Source organism: Streptomyces sp. NPDC040622, from assembly GCF_055593965.1.
Genome location: NZ_JBVIXD010000009.1, coordinates 234,590 through 253,442, shown reverse-complemented (window position 1 = coordinate 253,442; position 18,853 = coordinate 234,590). Strand labels below are relative to the sequence as shown.

The 18,853-nt window shown below is 71.7% G+C and carries 20 protein-coding genes and 1 tRNA gene; 14 read left to right on the top strand and 7 right to left on the bottom strand.

Annotated elements, in window-relative coordinates:
• Positions 1-124: 124 nt before the first annotated feature.
• Positions 125-1,954 carry a putative bifunctional diguanylate cyclase/phosphodiesterase gene (locus tag ACZ592_RS26810; protein WP_471584189.1) on the top strand — a complete coding sequence of 610 codons (1,830 nt, stop codon included), beginning with the start codon at positions 125-127 and terminating at the stop codon, positions 1,952-1,954.
• A gap of 452 nt (positions 1,955-2,406) precedes the next feature.
• Here ACZ592_RS26810 and ACZ592_RS26805 read toward each other — a convergent pair whose 3' ends face one another.
• Complete coding sequence (locus tag ACZ592_RS26805) at positions 2,407-3,540, bottom strand: LLM class flavin-dependent oxidoreductase (protein ID WP_471584401.1); 1,134 nt, start codon at positions 3,538-3,540, stop codon at positions 2,407-2,409.
• A 121-nt stretch (positions 3,541-3,661) separates the two neighbouring features.
• On the opposite strand from ACZ592_RS26805, the gene ACZ592_RS26800 reads away from it, so the two are divergent.
• Complete coding sequence (locus ACZ592_RS26800; protein ID WP_471584188.1) at positions 3,662-3,910, top strand: hypothetical protein; 249 nt, start codon at positions 3,662-3,664, stop codon at positions 3,908-3,910.
• Between the two features lie 65 nt (positions 3,911-3,975).
• Positions 3,976-4,167: a hypothetical protein gene (locus ACZ592_RS26795; protein WP_471584400.1), complete on the top strand. Its 192-nt coding sequence runs from the start codon at positions 3,976-3,978 to the stop codon at positions 4,165-4,167.
• A 69-nt stretch (positions 4,168-4,236) separates the two neighbouring features.
• Here the strand turns inward: ACZ592_RS26795 and ACZ592_RS26790 are convergent, their stop codons facing one another.
• Entirely contained in the window at positions 4,237-4,974 is a 738-nt protein-coding gene (locus ACZ592_RS26790; RefSeq protein WP_471584187.1) for a maleate cis-trans isomerase family protein, read from the bottom strand.
• On the bottom strand, positions 4,971-5,792 hold the full coding sequence (locus ACZ592_RS26785; RefSeq protein WP_471584186.1) for a maleate cis-trans isomerase family protein: 822 nt from the start codon (positions 5,790-5,792) through the stop codon (positions 4,971-4,973). Before ACZ592_RS26785 ends, ACZ592_RS26790 begins: the two co-directional genes overlap by 4 nt.
• 286 nt (positions 5,793-6,078) lie before the next feature.
• On the opposite strand from ACZ592_RS26785, the gene ACZ592_RS26780 reads away from it, so the two are divergent.
• Both ACZ592_RS26780 and ACZ592_RS26775 read left to right on the top strand, forming a co-directional pair.
• Positions 6,079-7,035 (top strand): D-2-hydroxyacid dehydrogenase, encoded by a 957-nt coding sequence (locus tag ACZ592_RS26780; RefSeq protein WP_471584185.1) that lies wholly within the window; start codon positions 6,079-6,081, stop codon positions 7,033-7,035.
• A 103-nt stretch (positions 7,036-7,138) separates the two neighbouring features.
• Positions 7,139-8,542, top strand: a complete 1,404-nt coding sequence (locus ACZ592_RS26775) for an amidase (protein ID WP_471584184.1) — start codon at positions 7,139-7,141, stop codon at positions 8,540-8,542.
• Positions 8,543-8,603: 61 nt separating this feature from the next.
• On the opposite strand, the gene ACZ592_RS26770 is transcribed toward ACZ592_RS26775, so the two are convergent.
• The gene (locus ACZ592_RS26770; RefSeq protein WP_471584183.1) at positions 8,604-9,104 is read right to left on the bottom strand and encodes a DUF3830 family protein; all 501 of its coding nucleotides are present in this window, start codon (positions 9,102-9,104) and stop codon (positions 8,604-8,606) included.
• Between the two features lie 97 nt (positions 9,105-9,201).
• Between ACZ592_RS26770 and ehuB the strand changes: the two genes are divergently transcribed.
• From ehuB to ACZ592_RS26725, 9 genes are all read left to right on the top strand, one after another.
• A complete protein-coding gene (ehuB, locus tag ACZ592_RS26765; protein WP_471584182.1) occupies positions 9,202-10,134 on the top strand; it encodes an ectoine/hydroxyectoine ABC transporter substrate-binding protein EhuB in 933 nt (310 codons plus the stop codon).
• Positions 10,131-10,865, top strand: a complete 735-nt coding sequence (ehuC, locus tag ACZ592_RS26760) for an ectoine/hydroxyectoine ABC transporter permease subunit EhuC (RefSeq protein ID WP_471584181.1) — start codon at positions 10,131-10,133, stop codon at positions 10,863-10,865. The genes ehuB and ehuC overlap by 4 nt, the downstream gene beginning before the upstream one ends.
• The gene (gene ehuD, locus ACZ592_RS26755; protein WP_471584180.1) at positions 10,862-11,509 is read left to right on the top strand and encodes an ectoine/hydroxyectoine ABC transporter permease subunit EhuD; all 648 of its coding nucleotides are present in this window, start codon (positions 10,862-10,864) and stop codon (positions 11,507-11,509) included. The genes ehuC and ehuD overlap by 4 nt, the downstream gene beginning before the upstream one ends.
• Positions 11,499-12,314: an ectoine/hydroxyectoine ABC transporter ATP-binding protein EhuA gene (gene ehuA / locus ACZ592_RS26750; RefSeq protein ID WP_471584179.1), complete on the top strand. Its 816-nt coding sequence runs from the start codon at positions 11,499-11,501 to the stop codon at positions 12,312-12,314. Before ehuD ends, ehuA begins: the two co-directional genes overlap by 11 nt.
• A 180-nt stretch (positions 12,315-12,494) precedes the next feature.
• Positions 12,495-13,262 carry an IclR family transcriptional regulator gene (locus ACZ592_RS26745; RefSeq protein ID WP_471584178.1) on the top strand — a complete coding sequence of 256 codons (768 nt, stop codon included), beginning with the start codon at positions 12,495-12,497 and terminating at the stop codon, positions 13,260-13,262.
• A gap of 70 nt (positions 13,263-13,332) precedes the next feature.
• Positions 13,333-13,406 (top strand) — tRNA-Lys (locus ACZ592_RS26740).
• A 191-nt stretch (positions 13,407-13,597) separates the two neighbouring features.
• Positions 13,598-14,278 (top strand): DedA family protein, encoded by a 681-nt coding sequence (locus ACZ592_RS26735; RefSeq protein ID WP_471584177.1) that lies wholly within the window; start codon positions 13,598-13,600, stop codon positions 14,276-14,278.
• Positions 14,279-14,288: 10 nt separating this feature from the next.
• Positions 14,289-15,443 carry a sensor histidine kinase gene (locus tag ACZ592_RS26730; RefSeq protein ID WP_471584176.1) on the top strand — a complete coding sequence of 385 codons (1,155 nt, stop codon included), beginning with the start codon at positions 14,289-14,291 and terminating at the stop codon, positions 15,441-15,443.
• Entirely contained in the window at positions 15,434-16,078 is a 645-nt protein-coding gene (locus ACZ592_RS26725) for a response regulator transcription factor (protein ID WP_471584175.1), read from the top strand. Before ACZ592_RS26730 ends, ACZ592_RS26725 begins: the two co-directional genes overlap by 10 nt.
• A gap of 135 nt (positions 16,079-16,213) precedes the next feature.
• Here the strand turns inward: ACZ592_RS26725 and ACZ592_RS26720 are convergent, their stop codons facing one another.
• The 3 genes from ACZ592_RS26720 to ACZ592_RS26710 form a co-directional block, all read right to left on the bottom strand.
• Positions 16,214-16,588 carry a hypothetical protein gene (locus ACZ592_RS26720; protein WP_471584174.1) on the bottom strand — a complete coding sequence of 125 codons (375 nt, stop codon included), beginning with the start codon at positions 16,586-16,588 and terminating at the stop codon, positions 16,214-16,216.
• Between the two features lie 65 nt (positions 16,589-16,653).
• Positions 16,654-17,295 (bottom strand): response regulator, encoded by a 642-nt coding sequence (locus ACZ592_RS26715; protein WP_471584399.1) that lies wholly within the window; start codon positions 17,293-17,295, stop codon positions 16,654-16,656.
• The gene (locus ACZ592_RS26710) at positions 17,292-18,749 is read right to left on the bottom strand and encodes a sensor histidine kinase (protein ID WP_471584173.1); all 1,458 of its coding nucleotides are present in this window, start codon (positions 18,747-18,749) and stop codon (positions 17,292-17,294) included. Before ACZ592_RS26710 ends, ACZ592_RS26715 begins: the two co-directional genes overlap by 4 nt.
• Positions 18,750-18,853 lie beyond the last annotated feature (104 nt).

Sequence of the window (18,853 nt, the reverse complement as noted above, 5' to 3'; positions counted from 1 at the left end):
CCTCTGGCCAGCCTCTATGATCGGCACACTTTCCAGCGCGGGCCCGGCCTCCCCACCATCGCCCGCCGGCCGCCCGCCGCCCGACGAGACCTGTTCGAGAACGACTGCACTGCGGGAGCGAGCGGTGAACGGAACGTCCGAAGGGCCCACCCCCACGGTCACGGCGCCCGACCGAACCCGTGGCGATGTCACGGAGCGTCGCGCCGCCGAGCGGTCCGACTACCGCGGAGCCTTCGCGGCCGCACCGCTGCCCCTCGCCGTCGTCGACAGCGAGGGCCTGGTCATCAGCGCCAACGACGCCCTGGCCGACCTCTTCGGCGCGGCCCACGGCACCCTCGCCGGACGCGTCGCCGCCGAGCTGGTCGACCTGACCTCCGACGCCCGCACCTGGCACGCGTACCGCGAGGTGCTGCGCGGCCGGCAGGCCAGGCTGCGCTGCGCGCGGCGCCTGAAGCACCCCGACGGGCACTCCCTGTGGGTGCAGATCACGGTCTCGCCGATGCCGGAGCCCGCGGGGCGCGGCGAGGACGGGGCCGTTCTCCTGTCCGTCGCCGACATCAGCGCGCGCCGCGAGCTGCAGGCCCGGCTGCGCCACGTACAGATGCACGACCCGGTGACGCGGCTGCCCAACCGCAACCTCTTCTTCGAGCGCCTGGCCTGCGCGCTGGAGGCGGGCACGTACGACGACACGAGCACCGGCCGGATCGGGCTCTGCTACCTCGACCTCGACGGGTTCAAGGCGGTCAACGACACCCTGGGCCACCGCGTCGGGGACCGGCTGCTCGCCGCCGTCGCCGCGCGGCTCACGCGCTGCGCCGACCGGGCGGGATACGGCAGGGCCGGGTACGGCAGGGCGCCGGCGCCGCTGGTCGCGCGGCTCGGCGGCGACGAGTTCGCGCTGCTCGTCGAGGACTCGACCGGCACCGACCAGCTGGTGGACCTCGCCGAGACGGCACTGAAGGCGCTGCAGGAGCCGTTCGACCTGTCCGGGCAGCGGCTCTCCGTCTCCGCGTCCATCGGCGTCGTGGAGCGGCGGGCCGCGGGGACCACCACGACGGGGCTGATGCAGGCCGCCGACACCACGCTGTACTGGGCGAAGACGGACGGCAAGGCGCGCTGGACGCTCTTCGATCCCGAGCGCAACGCGCACCGCATGACCCGCCAGGCGCTGGCCAGTTCGCTGCGGCCCGCCGTCGAGCGCGGCGAATTCGTCCTGGAATACCAGCCGTTGGTGGGGCTCGACGACGAGGGCGTGCACGGGGTCGAGGCGCTGGTGCGGTGGCAGCACCCGCAGTTCGGCCTGTTGACACCGAACCGGTTCATCGGGCTGGCCGAGGAGGACGGCTCGATCGTGCAGCTCGGCCGCTGGGTGCTGCGGAGCGCCTGCCGGCAGGCGCGGCGCTGGCAGCTGGAACACCCGGAGCGCGAACCGGTGTTCGTCAGCGTCAACGTGGCGGTGCGGCAGGTCTGGGACTCGGACCTCGTCGCGGACGTCGCCGAGATCCTCGCCGAGACCGGGCTCCCCGCGCGGCTGCTGCAGCTGGAGCTCACGGAGTCCGCCGTCATGGGATCGGCCGGCCGTCCGCTGCAGGCCTTGCAGGCGCTGAGCGACATGGGTGTGCGGATCGCCATCGACGACTTCGGCACGGGGTACTCGAACCTCGCGTACCTGAGCCGCCTGCCGGTGTCCGTGCTGAAGCTCGACGGGTCCTTCGTCCGGGGATTCCAGTACGAGGAGGGCGAGGCGCACACCAACCCCGCCGACGAGGTCATCGTCGAGGCGATGGTGCAGCTCGCGCACCGGCTCGGGCTCACGGTGACCGCGGAGTGCGTGGAGACCGCGGCGCAGGCCGCGCGCTTGCGTCGGATCGGCTGTGACACGGGGCAGGGGTGGCTGTACTCCCGTCCCGTGGCGCCGGATCGTATCTCCGCGTTGCTGCGGGGCGCGCCCTAAGGGGCGCGGGGGGGCGGTACGGGGTGCGCCCCTTCCAGGGGTGCGGGGCGGGCCGGTACGGGGTGCGCCCCGTCCCGGGGCGCGGGGGACTGCGCGGCCAGCCCCCTGCGGGCCGGGTCGGGCCGGCGCGGCCACCGCGCAGACGCGTCTGCCTACGGCGGTTCGACGGCTACTGCCGGCCGTCGTGGGTTGCTCGCGCCGTTCCCCGCGCCCCTGACAAGCCCACCCGCGCCAGCCCGCACCGCGCAGACGCGTCTGCCTACGGCGGTTCGACGGCGGCTGCCGGCCCCACTGGGTTGCTCGCGCCGTTCCCCGCGCCCCCGACAGGCCCACCCGCGCCAGCCCGCACCGCGCGGACACGTCTGCCCACAGCGGTTCGACCGCGACCACCGGCCTGGCGTGGTTGCTCGCGCCGTTCCCCGCGCCCCTTACGGGGCGCGCACCACCCCCACCTACGCCGTGGGCAACCCGTATGCGTCGGCGATGAGTTCGTACGAGCGCAGGCGGATGTCGCCACCGTGCGCGTTGCCCGTGATCATCAGTTCGTCGGCGCCCGTGCGCTTGGCCAGGTCGTCCAGGCCCGTGCGGACCTGGTCCGCGGTGCCGTGGATGACGTTGGAGTTCCAGCTGGTGATGAAGTCCCGTTCCATCTCGCTGAATTCGTGCGCCTCCGCCTCCTCCGGCGTGGGCACGAGGCCGGGGCGGCCGGTGCGCAGGCGGACCATGTTCAGGGCCGCGGCCATGACCTGGCGGCGGGCCTCCTTCTCGTCGTCGGTCGCGAGCGCCGAGACGCCGATCAGGGCGTACGGGGCGTCGAGGAGCGCGGAGGGCTTGAACGACTCGCGGTAGAGGTCGAGCGCCGGGATGGTGTTCTGCGCGGAGAAGTGGTGCGCGAAGGCGAACGGCAGGCCGAGCACACCGGCGAGTCGGGCGCTGAAGCCGGACGAACCGAGCAGCCAGAGCGGCGGGCGGTGCGGGGACTGGACGCCGCCGGGCGAGGTCGCCTGGATGGGCCCGGGGACGGCGTGGATGCGCCCGTAGGGGTGGCCGTCGGGGAAGTCGTCGTCCAGGAAGCGGGTGAGCTCGACGAGCTGCTGCGGGAAGTCGTCGGCGCCCTCGTTCAGGCGGTCGCTGCGGCGCAGGGCGGCGGCCGTGGCGCCGTCGGTGCCGGGGGCACGGCCGAGGCCCAGGTCGACGCGGCCCGGGGCCATCGCCTCCAGGGTGCCGAACTGCTCGGCGATGACGAGCGGGGCGTGGTTGGGCAGCATGACGCCGCCCGAGCCGAGGCGGATGCGCCCGGTGTGCGCGGCGAGGTGGGCGAGGATCACGGCCGGGGACGAGGAGGCGACGCCGGGCATGGAGTGGTGCTCGGCCACCCAGTAGCGGTGGTAGCCGCGGGCCTCCGCCAGCTTGGCGATCTTGACGCTGGTGCGCAGCGCGTCGGTGGCGGTGCGCCCCGCGCCGACGGTGACCAGGTCGAGCACGGACAGGGGTACGGGCGCGGTGCCGTGCCGCTCGCCGCGGATGCCGTCGTCGTCCGGTCGCGCCCCTCGGTCGTCACGGGTGCCGTCGCCGGTCGGGTCCACTGTCACTGGGGTGCCTCCTGCACTGCGTACATGCGTCTCGTGGGTACGCGCGGCACAACAGGAGGGTCACTCCGTTTTATTCCCCGCACGTCGGCGCGGTCGCGCGGCTACGGTGCTGACCATGGCTGATCCCCTGAAGACCCTCGTCGACGGAGTCGAGGTCGAGGTGCCCAACACCATCCCGGACATCCGCGCCGCCCTGCCGAAGGAGCGGCGCGCCGAGTTCGACCGGGCGATCAACAGGGCCGGTGTCGACGAGATCCACTCCGTGATGCGGCACTGGATGCTGGAGGCCGTTCCCGATCCCGAGGCCGAGGCCCGGCTCGCCCGGCTGGCCTCCGACGAGGCCGAGAGGCGGAGCACGTCGTGAGCCCTCGCCATCGCCGGGGCCACCGCGTGACCTACGCGCCGCCCGCCGACGACACCCTGACCAAGATGGGGGACGCCGACACCTTCCGCGCCACCCTCGCCCGCACCGTGGGCCGCGACCCCTACGGGCACGGCTCCACGCCCGTACGGGACGACCCCGACCGCAGGGAGGCCACGGTCGAGGGCGCCATCGTCCTCTACTACGTCTCCGGTTCGGTCCAGACGTTAACGGTGGTCAGACTGATCCTCAGCCCCTGACCCGTAGCCAAAGCCCTGACCCGTACGGCAAAGCCCTGGCCCGTACGGCAAAGCCCTGGCCCGTACGCCTCAGCCCTTGACCTGGACCAGCGGCTCCTTCGTGAACAGGGCGCCCAGGTCCGGGGCGTTCACCCGGCGCCGGGCCAGGCGCAGGCCCTCCCAGACCGTGACCTGATTGGCCGTCAGGACCGGCTTGCCCAGCTCCTTCTCGAGCTCCGTGACGTACGCGGCCGTGTGCAGGGCCGTGTCCGGCAGGAGCAGCGCCTCGGCGTCGGGGTGGTCGCCCTCGCGGGCCAGCGCGAGGACCTCGTCGCGGCCCCACGTGCCGACCTCCGCCGCCGTGATGATGCCGCTCCCCCGCGAGGTCACGACCTCGGCGCCCGCGTCCTTGAGGAAGGCCGAGAAGTGCCCGGCCACGTCCTCCGGATACGTCGCCGCGACCGCCACGCGGGCCGCGCCCACCTCCCGTACGGCGTGCACGAAGGCGAACGAGGTAGAGGATGCGGGCAGGCCCGCCGTCATGGCCAGCTTGCGGACCTGGTCGTGGGCGCCCTCCCAGCCGAAGACGAAGCTGGCGCTGGTGCACGCCCACACCACCGCCTCCGCGCCGGAGAGCCGCAGTTCCTCGACGCCCGCGGCGAGCCGCTCGGCCGAGCCCATCTCCAGCAGCGCGTCGACACGGTGGGCGTCCTCGCCGATGTCCGTGTGGACGACCTGCAGCCGGATGTCGCTGCCGAGCATCTGCTCCATGCGGGGATAGTCGTCCTCGGCCGAGTTCCCCGGGTAGAGAAATCCGAGTGCCGTCACGTCCAGCCTCCTCCTTCTGCGGATGGTCCTTCGGGCAGGCCCTGCGGCGGTGCCGGCGGGTCGAGCGGACTCGCGCCCGGCCGGGCCGACGGATTGATCAGTGCCTGGTAGGGCCCTACCGCACGGGTACCCAGCCGACGCAGGGCGGACCACATCGTCACCTGGTTCGCCGAGATCACCGGCACCCGCAGTTCCGCTTCCAGTTGCGGGATGATGTCGTACGTCGGCAGGTTCGTGCAGCTGATGAACAGGGCGTCGATGCTTCCGTCCACCGCGAGGCGTGCCATGTCGGCCACGTCCCGGTAGGGGACCTTCCAGATGTGCCGGGTGAGGCCGAGGTAGGCGCGGCCCGTGACGACCACCCCCGCCTCGGCCAGGTATTCCTCCAGGGACTGGGTGACCGACCAGGTGTAGGGCGTGACGAGCGCGATGCGTCGCGCGCCCAGTTCTTCGAGGGCTTCCAGGAGCGCGCCCGACGTGGTCACGGAGCTGACCTCGCCCTCGCGCGTCATGGCCTCGCACATCGCCCGTTCGCCCGCGGTGCCGCCGACGAAGCTGCCCGACGTACAGGCGTAGGCGAGGACGTCGGGTTCTACGGCGGTCAGTGCGCGGACCGCTTCGGCGAGCGTCTCGTGCTCGCTGACCAGGCGTGCCAGGTCGAGGCTGACCTCGACGGGCACGTAGGGGGTGCGGGTCAGATGGAGCGAGATCTCGTCCGGGATCCAGCGCCAGAGTTCACGGTCGAGGGCGAAGTCGAAAGGGGCGACGACACCGACACCGCGTTGTGGGTGCGGTCCACCGAGGAAAGAGACGTCCATGAGCAGTCCCCAAGTACGAGCGTGGTTTCAGGGACCGGCCGGAGGCCGGGACGAACATTGCCGGCGACGCGCCGGGACGTCGGGACGGGGTGCCTGCGCGGGCGTACCACACAGAGTGTGCGAGTGGTCGCACGGACAGTACTTCTTCTCGCGCTGCCGGTACGGCAGTGCCTCTGTTGACGAAGGTAGGTTCGGGTGCGAGCGTGGTCAATCCGCACATCTCAGACGGCTGAACCGAACCTCTCTCCAGAGAAGCGGAATCTCATTGCGAAACGGTTTCCCCTCGATGACCGAACCGACCGTTCTAGTCCTTGACGCCGGACCCCCCGCACCCCCTCCCCGCCTGGGCAGCCTGACCGGACGCGCCCGTGTCGCGCATGCCGACGAGGCGACGCTGGCCGCCCAACTCCCGCTCGCCGACGTCCTGTTGGTTTGGGACTTCAGTTCGGACGCGGTGCGCCGAGCCTGGCCCGGCGACGGCCCGAGGCCCCGCTGGGTGCACACCGCGAGCGCGGGCGTGGACCATCTGATGTGTCCCGAACTCGCGGCGTCCGACACGCTGGTGACGAACGCCAGGGGCGTCTTCGATCAGCCCATCGCCGAGTACGTCGCCGCGCTCGTCCTCGCCATGGGCAAGGACCTGCCGCACACCCTGGAGCTCCAGCGCGAGCGCTCCTGGCGACATCGCGAGACGCAACGTATCGCGGGTACCCGCGCGTGCGTCGTGGGCTCGGGCCCCATCGGCCGGGCGATCGTCGCCACGCTGGAGGCACTCGGGATCACCGCGGCGCTGGTGGGCCGCACCGAGCGGGCCGGGGTGCACGGGCCCGGCGACCTCGACCGGCTCCTGGCCAGGGCCGACTGGGTGGTGTGCGCGGCGCCCCTCACGGACGACACGCGCGGGATGTTCGACGCGCGGCGCTTTGGCCTCATGCAGCCGTCGGCGCGGTTCGTCAACATCGGGCGCGGCCCCCTCGTCGTCGAGGACGATCTGGTGGAGGCCCTGTCCAAGCGGTGGATCGCGGGCGCGGCCCTGGACGTCTTCGAGCACGAACCGCTCTCCGCGGACAGCCCGCTGTGGACGGCGCCGGGGCTGCTGGTCTCCCCGCACATGAGCGGCGACACGATCGGCTGGCGTGACGAACTGGGCGCCCAGTTCGTCGAGTTGTACGAGGCGTGGGAGGCGGGCAGGCCGCTCGCGAACGTGGTCGACAAGAAACGCGGGTACGTCCCGGGGCACTGATCGTCCCCGCCGCGCCCGGCAGCCGCACCGACTGCCTCGCGACCGACTCACGACCGTCTCACGACTGCTCCGACTGGTTCTGACTGCTTCTCGAGGAGTGCGCATGACCGAGCTCACGGATCTCACCGCGGTACAACTCGTCGACGGCTATCGCAAGGGCGAATTCAGCCCGGTCGACGCCACCCGTGCCGTGCTGCGGCGGGCCGAGGAGACCCAGCCGGCGGTGAACGCGTTCGTGCGCATCGAGGAGGAAGCGGCCCTCGCGCAGGCAGGGGCCAGTGCGGAGCGGTGGCGGCGGGGTGCGCCGCAGGGCCTGGTGGACGGCGTTCCGGTGACGGTGAAGGATCTGCTCCTTCTGCGCGGCGGGCCGACCCTGCGGGGCTCGATGACGGTCCGCCCGGAGGGGAAGTGGAACGAGGACGCGCCCTCGGTGGCGCGCCTGCGCGAGCACGGCGCCGTCTTCGTCGGGCGCACCACGACGCCGGAGTTCGGATGGAAGGGCGTCACCGACGGCCCGCAGAGCGGAATCACCCGAAACCCGTACGATCCGACGCGCACGTCGGGCGGCTCCAGCGGGGGCAGCGCGGTCGCCGTGGCGGTCGGCGCGGGCCCGCTGTCGCTGGGCACGGACGGCGGCGGCTCGGTGCGGATCCCGGCGGCGTTCTGCGGCGTCTTCGCGCTCAAGCCGACCTACGGCCGGGTGCCGCTGTACCCGTCGAGTCCGTTCGGGACGCTCGCGCACGTGGGGCCGATGACGCGGGACGCGGCGGACGCGGCGCTGATGATGGACGTGATCTCCGGGCCCGACGTGCGCGACTGGTCCCAACTGGGGCCCGTGGCAGGGAGTTTCCTGGCCGGCACCGAGGGCGGCGTGCGCGGTCTGCGGGTCGCCTACTCCCCCTCGCTGGGCGGTCAGGTCGCGGTGCGGCCCGCCGTGGCCTCGGCGGTGCGGCGCGCGGTGGAGTCCCTCGCGGCGCAGGGCGCGTACGTCGAGGAGGCCGACCCCGACTTCTCCGACCCGGTGGACGCCTTCCACACCCTGTGGTTCAGCGGGGCGGCGCGCGTCGTGCAGCACTTCGCGCCCGCGCAGCGGGAGTTGCTCGACCCGGGGCTGCGCGAGGTCTGCGGGCAGGGTGCGCGGTACAGCGCGCTGGACTACCTCGCGGCCGTCGACGCCCGCATGGACCTCGGCCGGCGCATGGGCCGCTTCCACTCGACGTACGACCTGCTGATCACACCGACGCTGCCGATCACCGCGTTCGAGGCGGGCGTCGAGGTGCCCAAGGGTTCCGGGCACCGGCGGTGGACGGGCTGGACCCCGTTCACGTACCCCTTCAACCTCACCCAGCAGCCCGCCGCGTCCGTGCCGTGCGGCACGGACGGTGACGGGCTGCCGGTCGGGGTGCAGATCGTGGGCGCGCGCCACGCCGACGCGGTGGTGCTGCGAGCGGCGCGGGCGCTGTACGACGCGGGGGCCGGCGGTATCGCACCGCCCGTCGTGGGCTAGGCACTCGGGGACTGCGCCCCGGCGCCACCGGTCCTCCGTCGCCGGACGGCTCCACCCCCCGCTACAGCCGCCGGAAGTTCAGGGTCTCGCCCTGTGCTCCCGCCCGCCACAAGTCGTTGCAGGCCTCGGCCATCCGGTCGAGGCCTTCGACGATCTGGCCCCAGACGATGCCGGGGACCCAGCCCACGTCGCCGTTGAGGAGCAGGTTGTTCCGTTCGTAGAAGAGGGCGAGGTCGACGACCGTGGTGCCCGCCCGCACGTCGGCCCCGGGCTCGTACCCGTACGCCTGAGTGCCCAGTTCCGTACCGGAGAAGGAGAAATAGCAGAGATCGCCCGGGATGGGGGTGACCGTCGGGTTCTCCAGGGGCGGCTCGCGGTCCGCGAAAGCCGGGAAGAGGGCGTAGATCTCATTGCGCGCATACTTCGCGTGATAGACGTCCGAACCGAGCGGCAGCGCCTCCCACACCGCCGCGCAGGTCAACGGCGCCCGGTCGTCGAGCAGTTTCGCCTTGCACTGAACTCCCCGCTTGGCGAGGGAGACTTCGATGAATCGCTCTGACATGTGTCCCATGCTCCTCCCTGGGTCAAGACCACAACGATTGCATCAGGGGCCGGAATTCATCGGCATATCTTGCTTCGAGTCGGGTAGCCGCGCGCCCATGGCTCCACCACTTGGGAACAACGAGGGATTCATAGGCAGAGCGGTCCGCCGCCGCGCCCTGCTCACCGGAGCGGGCGGGGCGGCGCTGGGCGCCTTCGGGGTATCGGCATGCAGCCGGGTCCCCGACGAGGGGAAGGTTGAGGGGGGCGATCTGCTGGACCGGCTCCGCGACAGCGGCACGGTCAGGATCGGTGTCGCGGGCGAGGTCCCGTTCGGATACATCGACGAGAACGGCGAGGTCACCGGCGAGGCGCCGGCCATCGCCAAGGTCATCTTCCCCCGCCTCGGCGTGCCCAAGGTCAAGGCGGTGCCCACGAAGTTCGGTGCGCTGATCCCCGGGCTGACGCAGGCCCGGCAGTTCGACGTGGTGTCGGCGGGCATGTACATCAACCCGACGCGCTGCGCGCAGGTGCTCTTCTCCGACCCCGACTACCTCATGCTCGACTCCTTCATCGTGAAGAAGGGCAACCCGCACGGCATCAAGGGGTACGAGGACATCGCCAAGAAGGGCCTGAAGCTGGCGAGCGGCACGGCCTACGCGGAGATCGACTACGCCAAGGCCGCGGGCGTGAAGTCCGTCCTCATCCTGCCCGACCAGGTGGCGGGGCTGGACGCCGTGGCCCAGGGCCGGGTCGACGCCTTCGCCGGCACCAACGTCACCGTACGCACGGTGATCAAGAAGAACCGGCAGGTCGAGGCGACGGAACCCTTCCAGCCCGAGGTCGACGGCAAGCCGGCCTACGGCGCCGGCGGCTTCGCGTTCCGCCCCTCCGAGAAGAACCTGCGGGACGCGTTCAACAAGGAGCTGCACAAGCTCAAGGAGAGCGGCGAGCTCCTGCGGATCGTGAAGCCGTTCGGATTCACCGAGGCGGAGATGACCGATCTGACCGTGCAGAAGCTGTGCCCCCCTGCGAAGGGCGCCTCCTCATGATGTCGTCGGAGTTCTTCACGAACTGGTTCCTGCCCGGTGTCTGGATCACCGTGCAGGTCACCTTCCTCAGCGCGGCCCTCGCCTTCGTGATCGCCTTCCCGATCGGCGTGCTGCGCACGTCCCGGCTCTGGATCGTGCGCTTCCTCGCCGGGGCCTACTTCGAGATCTTCCGCAGCACGTCGTCGCTGGTCTTCATGTTCTGGATCGCGTTCACGGTGCCGCCGGTCTTCAACATCAGCTTCCAGCCGATGTTCGCGGGCGTGCTGGCGCTCGGCATCACGTACGGCGCGTACGCCTCCGAGATCGTGCGCGGCGCGCTCGCCGCGGTGCCGCCCGCGCAGCGCGAGGCGGGCATCGCGCTGAACTTCACCCCGCTGCAGCGGCTGCGCCGCATCGAGCTCCCGCAGGCCTGGCCGGAGATGATCCCGCCGTTCAACAACCTGCTGATCGAGCTCCTCAAGGGCACGTCCCTGGTGTCCCTCATCGCGGTCGCCGACATGACCTTCGCCGGTGACCTGCTACGGCTCGTGAAGAACGAGAGCGCGCCGATCTACACGCTGCTGCTCGGCCTGTACTTCGTCCTCGCGTTCATCCTCACGCGCCTCATGCGGCTCCTGGAGCGGCACGCCAAGAAGCAGATCGGGCAGACCCCCGAGAAGTCGAGCCTGTTCGGCGGGATGCGCTCCAAGTCGACGATCGATGCCGTCACCGGCACGGGGGGTGCCAAGTGAACTGGAACTGGTCGCACGTCGACGACTTCATGCCGCTCTTCTGGGACGGCGTGGAGCTCACCCTCAAGGCGCTGCTCTTCGGCACCCTGATCGCCTTCTCGCTCGGCCTGGTCTGGGCGGTGGCCCAGCGCTCGGAGAAGAAGTGGATCCGCTGGCCCGTCACGGTGGTCACGGAGTTCATCCGGAACACCCCGCTCCTGGTGCAGCTGTTCTTCCTGTTCTACGTGGTGCCGGAGTGGGGCCCCTCGATGTCCCCGCTCACCACGGGCATCGTGGGCCTCGGGCTGCACTACTCCACGTACACCTCGGAGGTCTACCGGGCCGGGATCGAGGGCGTGCCGGCCGGCCAGTGGGAGGCGGCGACCGCGCTCAGCCTCTCCAGGCGCCGCACCTGGACGACCGTGATCCTGCCGCAGGCGGTGCGCAGGGTGATCCCCGCGCTCGGCAACTACGTGATCGTCATGCTGAAGGAATCGCCGCAGATGGCCGCCATCGGCGCGCTCGACATGCTCGGCCAGGCCCAGGGCTACAGCCAGGCGACCTTCACCTACGAGGCGATCAGCGTGGTCGGTGTCGCCTTCATCGTCATCGCCTACCCGGCCTCTCTTCTTCTGCGAGTTTTGGAGCGTCGCCTTGTCCGCTGACAGCAGCACTTCCCAGGAAATCCCCAACCCGGCCGTCGACGGCAGCGAGTTGATCCGCTTCGACAAGGTCGTCAAGCGCTACGGCGCGAACACCGTCCTCGACGAGCTCGACTTCTCCGTCGCCTCCGGCAAGCACGTGACGCTGATCGGACCTTCCGGTTCCGGCAAGACCACGATCCTGCGGCTCCTGATGACGCTGGTGAAGCCGGAGGAGGGCACGATCAAGGTGGGGGGCAAGTACCTCACCCACGAGGAGAGAAACGGCAAGCTCGTCCCCGCGGGCGAGAAGCACGTCCGCGAGGTCCGCAAGAACATCGGGATGGTGTTCCAGCAGTTCAACCTCTTCCCGAACATGAAGGTGCTGCGGAACGTCACCGAGGCGCCCGTCTCCGTCCTCGGCCTGTCCAAGGACGAGGCCGACGAGCGGGCCCGCGGGCTGCTCGACCTGGTCGGGCTCGGCGACCGCTGCGACGCGTACCCGACGCAGCTCTCCGGCGGCCAGCAGCAGCGGGTCGCCATCGCGCGGGCCCTGGCGATGCGCCCCCAGGTGCTGCTGCTCGACGAGGTGACGTCCGCGCTCGACCCGGAGCTGGTGGCGGGCGTCCTCGACGTGCTCCGCGACATCGCGCACACCACGGACATCACGATGCTCTGTGTGACGCACGAGATGAACTTCGCCCGGGACATCTCCGACCAGGTCCTCATGTTCGACGCGGGCCGCGTCATCGAGTCCGGGACCCCGGAGAAGATCTTCACGGAGCCGGAGCACGAGCGGACCCGGGAGTTCCTCAGCGCGGTTCTCTGACCGCCGGACGGAAACCCCCGCCCCGGTTCATGACCTGGGCATATGCCAAGGTGGCGCGTTCCTGCTGACACGGCGGGTGCGCGTCATCCTGGCGCTCAACGGAAGCTCCGAATACGCCGGTTGACGGCTATCGTGGTAGCGAGCCCAGCTGTCCGGAACCGTTCCACGCAGGGGGAAGCCGTGGCGTTGAAGCACGAGGCGACGACGCCGTACCACTCCGTCCAGAGCGCGCTGCGGGTGCTGGAGACCGTCGCCCGGCACGGCACCGGAGTTACCTCGGCCCGGATCGCCCGCGACACCGGCCTGCCCCCGGCCCGCCTCACGCCCCTGCTCCGCATGCTGACCCGCGAGGGGTACGTCGAGCAGCTCACCGACGGAGCCGTCGGGGCGTACGTCACCGGGGAGGCCCTCAGCCGCCTCGGCTCGGCCGTCGACCACGCCGAGGCGCTGGGCGAGAAGCTCCAGCGGACCCTGGACGGCCTGCGCGACTCCATCGGCGCCGCGGTCTACATCAGCCGATATGTGGACGGCGAGGTCCGCGTCACCGACTTCGCGGCGGGTCCCCGCACCCCCGCGGTCAACGAGTGGGTGGACTTCCGCTCCTCCGCCCACGCCAGCGCGGTCGGCAAGAGCCTGCTGACCCAGCTCGACGTGAACGGCCGCAGGGACCACCTCTCCCGGCACAAGATGGCGCGGCTCACCTCCCGGACGATCACGAACGAGCGGGTGCTCCTGAACCGGCTCGCCGCGCAGCCCGCGACCGTGCCGGTCCTCGACCTCCAGGAGTACGCGGTCGGCACGGTGTGCGCGGCCGTCCCGATCACTGCGGGGTCCTCGGTGGGGTGCCTCGCGCTGTCCCTGCCGGTCGAGCACGCGCACCGGCTGCGGGAGGCCGCGGAGACGCTGAACCGCGGGGCGGCGCCGGTCCTGCTGTCCCTGGCGATCTAGAGGCGGGGCCGCGCTCCGGGCCGCGGTCAGAGGCACCCCCGTGGAGCAGGTACTATTTACGAGTCAGCAGGCGCCGCTAGCTCAGTTGGTTAGAGCAGCTGACTCTTAATCAGCGGGTCCGGGGTTCGAGTCCCTGGCGGCGCACTTGCGAATGCGAAAGGGCGTTCCCGGTCTCCGGGAACGCCCTTTCGCGTACCCCTGACACCTTGGCGCGTCCCCCTCCCCGCCCGGCGGGAGCTGCGGGGGTGCGGGGGTACAGGGGTGCGGGAAACCGCACCCTGACCCGACGGCAACCCCCATACCGCCACTGACCTGCACTTTCTAGCGTTACTTCCATGGACCTCATGACGTTCGCCCTCGCCAAGGAGCCCGCCGGCGGCATCGCCGGGTGGGCCGCCGACCTCGTGGACACCCTGGGCGGCCCCGGCGCCGGGCTCGCCATCGCCCTGGAGAACCTCTTCCCGCCGCTGCCCAGCGAGGTGATCCTGCCGCTGACCGGGTTCGCCGCGGGGCAGGGAGTCATCAGCCTGTTCTCGGCGCTGTTCTGGACGACCCTCGGTTCGGTGGTCGGCGCCGCCGCCCTCTACGGCATCGGTGTGCTGTTCGGCCGTGAGCGCATGCACGCCCTCTGGGCGAAGCTGCCCCTGGTCAAGGCCTCCGACCTGGAGCGCACCGAGGCCTGGTTCGCCAAGCACGGCACCAAGGCGGTCCTGTTCGGCCGGATGGTGCCGATCTTCCGCAGCCTGATCTCCGTACCGGCCGGTGTGGAGCGCATGCGGCTGCCGGTCTTCCTCGCCCTGACCACGGTGGGCAGCCTGGTCTGGAACTCCGTGCTCGTCCTGGCCGGCTACTGGCTTGGCGACCGGTGGGACGCCGTCGAGACGTACGTGGGGCTCCTCTCCAAGGTCGTCCTGGTCCTCGCCCTCGCCGCCGTCGCCCTCTACGTGGCGCTGCGCGTGCGCTCCCGCAACCGGCCCCGGGCCGGTGCCGAGGCCCGCCACCGCCGCGTCGACTAGGGGTCGGCTAATGTCGGTCGACGTGAAGCAGCCCGTGGCCGCCCCGTTCGTCCTCCGGGTCGCCGGTGTCCTCGTCGGCTGCCTCACGGCCCTGCTCGGGCTGCTGTACTTCGTCGTCGCCGGAGCGGCCCTCGGGGCCTTCCTGCTCTGGCCGCGCACCCGCGGCCGCGCCCACGCCCTGCTCGCGGCGGGCGCCCGCAGGCTCGCCGCCCTGGAGCGGCGGCGCCGGTCCGTCTTCTTCCGCGACAGCTTCCCCGAGCACCGCGCCTCCGACCAGCAGATCCTGCGCTACCTCGCGGCCCGTACGTACTCCGGACTGCTCTGCGCCGTCGTGGTCGGCCTGGTCGACTTCGGCGCGGTCCTCGCCGGAGTCTTCGCCGTCTCGATCACCCGGTCCCAGATGACCTGGGTGGACCTGCTCAGCCAGGTCGTCCTCGGCGGCACCCTGCTCTTCCTCGCCGTGCAGGGCCTGCGCGCCCTGACCGAGCAGGACGCCCGGCTGGCCCGCGAGTGCTTCGGCCCCTCCGAGCGGGAGCTCCTGCGGCGCCGCATCGACGAGCTCGCCACCAGCCGTGCCGCGGTCGTCCGGGCCGTCGACGTGGAGCGGCGCCGGGTCGAGCGCGACCTGCACGACGGCGTCCAGCAGCGGCTCGTCGCCCTCGCCATGCTGCTCGGCAGGGCCCGGCGCGGCCGCACCCCTGAGCGGGCCGACGCCCTGCTGGAACAGGCCCACAAGGAGGCCAGGGAAGTCCTGACCGAACTGCGCGAGGTGGCCTGGCGGGTCTACCCCACCGCGCTCGACAGCCTGGGCCTGCGCGAGGCGCTCGGCGGGGTGTCGGAGCGGTGCGCGCTGCCCGTGCGCATGGAGTACGACGTACCGGATCCGCTGCCGTCCGCCGTCGAGACCGCCGCGTACTTCGTCGTGTCGGAGGCCGTGAACAACGCCGCCAAGCACTCCTTGGCCGACGAGGTCTCCGTCCTGGTGCGCGGGGACGGCGGCACGCTCACCGTCGTCGTGCGGGACACCGGGGCCGGGGGCGCCGACCCCGCGGGTAGCGGGCTGACCGGGCTGCGCAGCCGGGTCGCCGCGCTGGACGGCACACTGCAGGTCGACAGCCCCCCAGGGGGACCCACCACCATCACCGCGGAGCTGCCGTGCGCGTAATCCTCGCCGAGGACTCGACCCTGCTGCGGGAGGGCCTGGTCCGGCTGCTCGCCGAAGAAGGGCACGAGGTCCTCGCCGCCGTGGGCGACGCCGACGCACTGCTGCGCGAGGTCGAGGCGCACGCACCCGACGTCGTCGTCACCGACATCCGGATGCCCCCCGACCACACCGACGAGGGCCTGCGGGCCGCGGTGCGCATCCGTGAACAGCGCCCCGAGATCGGCGTGGTGGTCCTCTCCCAGTACGTCGAGCGCAACTACGCGGCCCAGTTGCTGACGTCGAGCGCCGAACGCGTCGGCTACCTCCTCAAGGACCGGGTCGCCCAAGTCGAGGAGTTCCTCGACGCGCTGGAGCGGGTGCACGCGGGAGGCGCGGCCATCGACCCCGAAGTCGTACGGCAGTTGCTCATCCGCACCACGCACGTCGACCCGCTGACACGCCTCACCCCCAGGGAGCGCACGGTCCTCGAGGCCCTGGCCGAGGGCCACACCAACGCGGCCATCGGCGAGAAGCTGCACATCTCCCTGAGCGCGGTCGAGAAGAACCTCAACGCGATCTTCGACAAGCTGGGGCTGAACCGGACGACGGGGTACAGCCGTCGGGTTCTCGCGGTGCTGCGGTATCTGGAGTCCTGAAGCGGTCTGGGATTCCAGGAGTTCCGACGTCGGCGGGGTCCGGCGGGTCCGGCGGGTCCGGCGGGTCCGGCGGGTCCGGCGGGTCCGGCGGGTCCGGCGGGTCCGGCGGGTCCGGCGGGTCCGGCGGGTCCGGCGCTACGACAGTACGAACCCGTCCATGAACAGCGCCGCCGCGAGTCCCGCGGCGAGGAGCCAGGTGCCGAGCCTCGTCCGGCCTCGGCGGCTCAGTTCGATCACTCCGCCGCAGAGGATGAGCAGCAGCCCGTAGACCCCGACGACCAGCACGGAGGAACGGCTCGCGAGCCGCAGCGCGAGGACCACGGCCGCGGCGGCCATCAACAGCGAGGCGGCGGCCATGCGGGCGCGGCGGGCTCGGGCGGCGGGGGTGGGGCCCTCGTGGGGGGTGTCCTCCTGGAGGGCTTCCCCCTGAGGAGCTTCCTCCCGAAGGGAATCCTCCCGACAGGGTTCCTCCCGAAGGGCTTCCTCTTCGGTCTGCTCGGACGCGCTCATGGGTGTGGATCGTAATCGGTCATCCGAGCGGTTTTACCGACTTGTGTCCCTTCCCCACGGATCCCTCACGCCCGCAGGTACGCGAGCACCGCCAGCACCCGTCGGTGCGTTCCGTCCGCCGGCGGCAGGTCCAGCTTCCCGAGGATGTTGCCGATGTGCTTGCCCACCGCCGCCTCGGACACGACGAGTTCGGCGGCGACCGCCGCGTTCGACCTGCCCTCGGCGACCAGGGCGAGCACCTCGCGCTCGCGCGGGGTCAGCTGCTCCAGCGGGTCGCGGCGGCGGCGCAGCAACTGCCGTACGACTTCCGGGTCGACGACCGTCCCGCCCCGCGCCACCCGCGTCAGTCCCTCGACGAACTGCTCCACCTGGCCCACGCGGTCCTTGAGCAGATAGCCGACGCCCGTGCCGTCCCCGGTGTCCAGGAGCTCGGCCGCGTACGACCGTTGGACGTACTGGCTCAGCACGAGCACGGGCAACGTCGGCCGTTTCGCCCTGAGTTCGACCGCCGCACGCAGTCCCTCGTCCTTGAACCCCGGCGGCATCCGTACGTCGGTCACCACGATGTCCGGCTCGTACGCGGAGACGGCGTCCCGCAGTGCGTCCGCGTCGCCCACCGCCGCGACCGTCTCGTGCCCGAAGCGGGCGAGCACGCCCGTCAGTCCCTCGCGCAGCAGCACGCTGTCCTCGGCGAGGACGACTCTCAGGCCTCGGCCGCCGCTTGTTCCGCTCGTATGGCTTGTACCGCCTGTATCGCTTGTACCGCTTGGCAAGGGATCTCCACGGAGAGGACGGTCGGGCCGCCCGGCGGGCTGGTGACCGTCAGTGTGCCATCGAGGACGGCGAGGCGGTCCGCCAGACCCGTCAGGCCCGTGCCCCGGGCCGGGTCGGCGCCGCCTCGGCCGTCGTCGCGCACGTCGATGCGGAGGACTCCGTCGGTGTGGGCGGTGGTGATGCGGACGCGGGTCGCGCCGCTGTGCCGGCCGACGTTGGCGAGGGCCTCGCGGATCGCGAAGTACGCGGCGGACTCGACGGCTCGGGGCAGGCGGGGCAGGCGGGGCAGGCGGGGCAGGCGGGGCACGGGATTCGGTCGGGGCGGGGCCCCGCCGCCTGTTTCCGTGTCCGTGTCCGTGTCCGATTCCAGTTCCGGTTCCGGTTCCGTGTCCACCTCCGTCTGCACCTCCACGGGTATCGCGGAGCGGTCCGCGGCGTCCTCCACCGCGGCGGTGAGGCCGTAGTCGGCGAGGACCTGGGGGTGGATCCCGCGGATCAGTTCGCGCAGTTCCGTCAGGACGCGGCCCGCCTCGTCGTGCGCGGTGGCGAGCTGCCCGGCGAGCGGACTGTCCGGCGGCGCGTCGAGGCGGGCGAGGCCGAGCGTCATGGTGAGCGCGACCAGCCGTTGCTGGGCCCCGTCGTGCAAGTCCCGCTCGATCCGGCGCCGTTCCGCCTCGAACGCGTCGACGAGGCGGGCCCGGGAGCGGGTCACCTCCGCCAGGCTTTCGGCGAGTTCGGCTTCGCGCGGGGCGAGCAGCAGGCGGGTGAACGCGGCGCGGGCGGCGGCGTACGCGCCGAGCGGGTGGGCGAGCGCGAGCAGCAGCGCGGCGCCGAGGAGGGCGGTGGCGCCGGCCTCCGGATAGCTGTCGACGAGCCACAGCTTGGCGGGACGCACGCCGTTGTCCGGGCCACCGGTCAGGGCGAGGTGGGCCGGGGTGACGAGGAGAAGGGTGGGGAGGGCGGTGGTGCAGGCGAGGACGAGGAGGTCGAGGGGCCACAGGACGAGGGCGAGGAGGGTGGTGTACGCGAGCTCGCGCCAGGTCGCCTGCTCTCTGAGGCGGAGGCGGAACCAGGCGGGGATGCCGGGGGTGGTGGGGGTTCGGTGGGGTGTGGGGGCGGTCGGGGTCGAGGTGGTCTCGATGATGCGGAGGCGGCGGCGTTCGAGGGCGGCGACGGGGATGCCGGTGAGGGTGAGGGTGGCGAGGAGGGGGATGCCGATCAGGACGAGGGTGAGGACGGCTCCTACGGCGGTGAGGGCGAGGCCCACGAGGAGGAGGGCGGCGCCGAGGAGGGCGCCGGTCAACAGGTACGTGACGCTGCGCCATGCTGCGGCACCCGTCAGGTGGGCCGGACGCCGCAGCGCCCCCCACACGCTCTCGCTGGTCATGGGCCTACGGTAGGTGGGTTCTGGCCCCTGGGCTTTGGACGGTCCTGGGTGCGTTTTCGTCTTCGCCTTCGTCTTCGTCTTCGTCTGCGGGTGTGGTGTGGCTG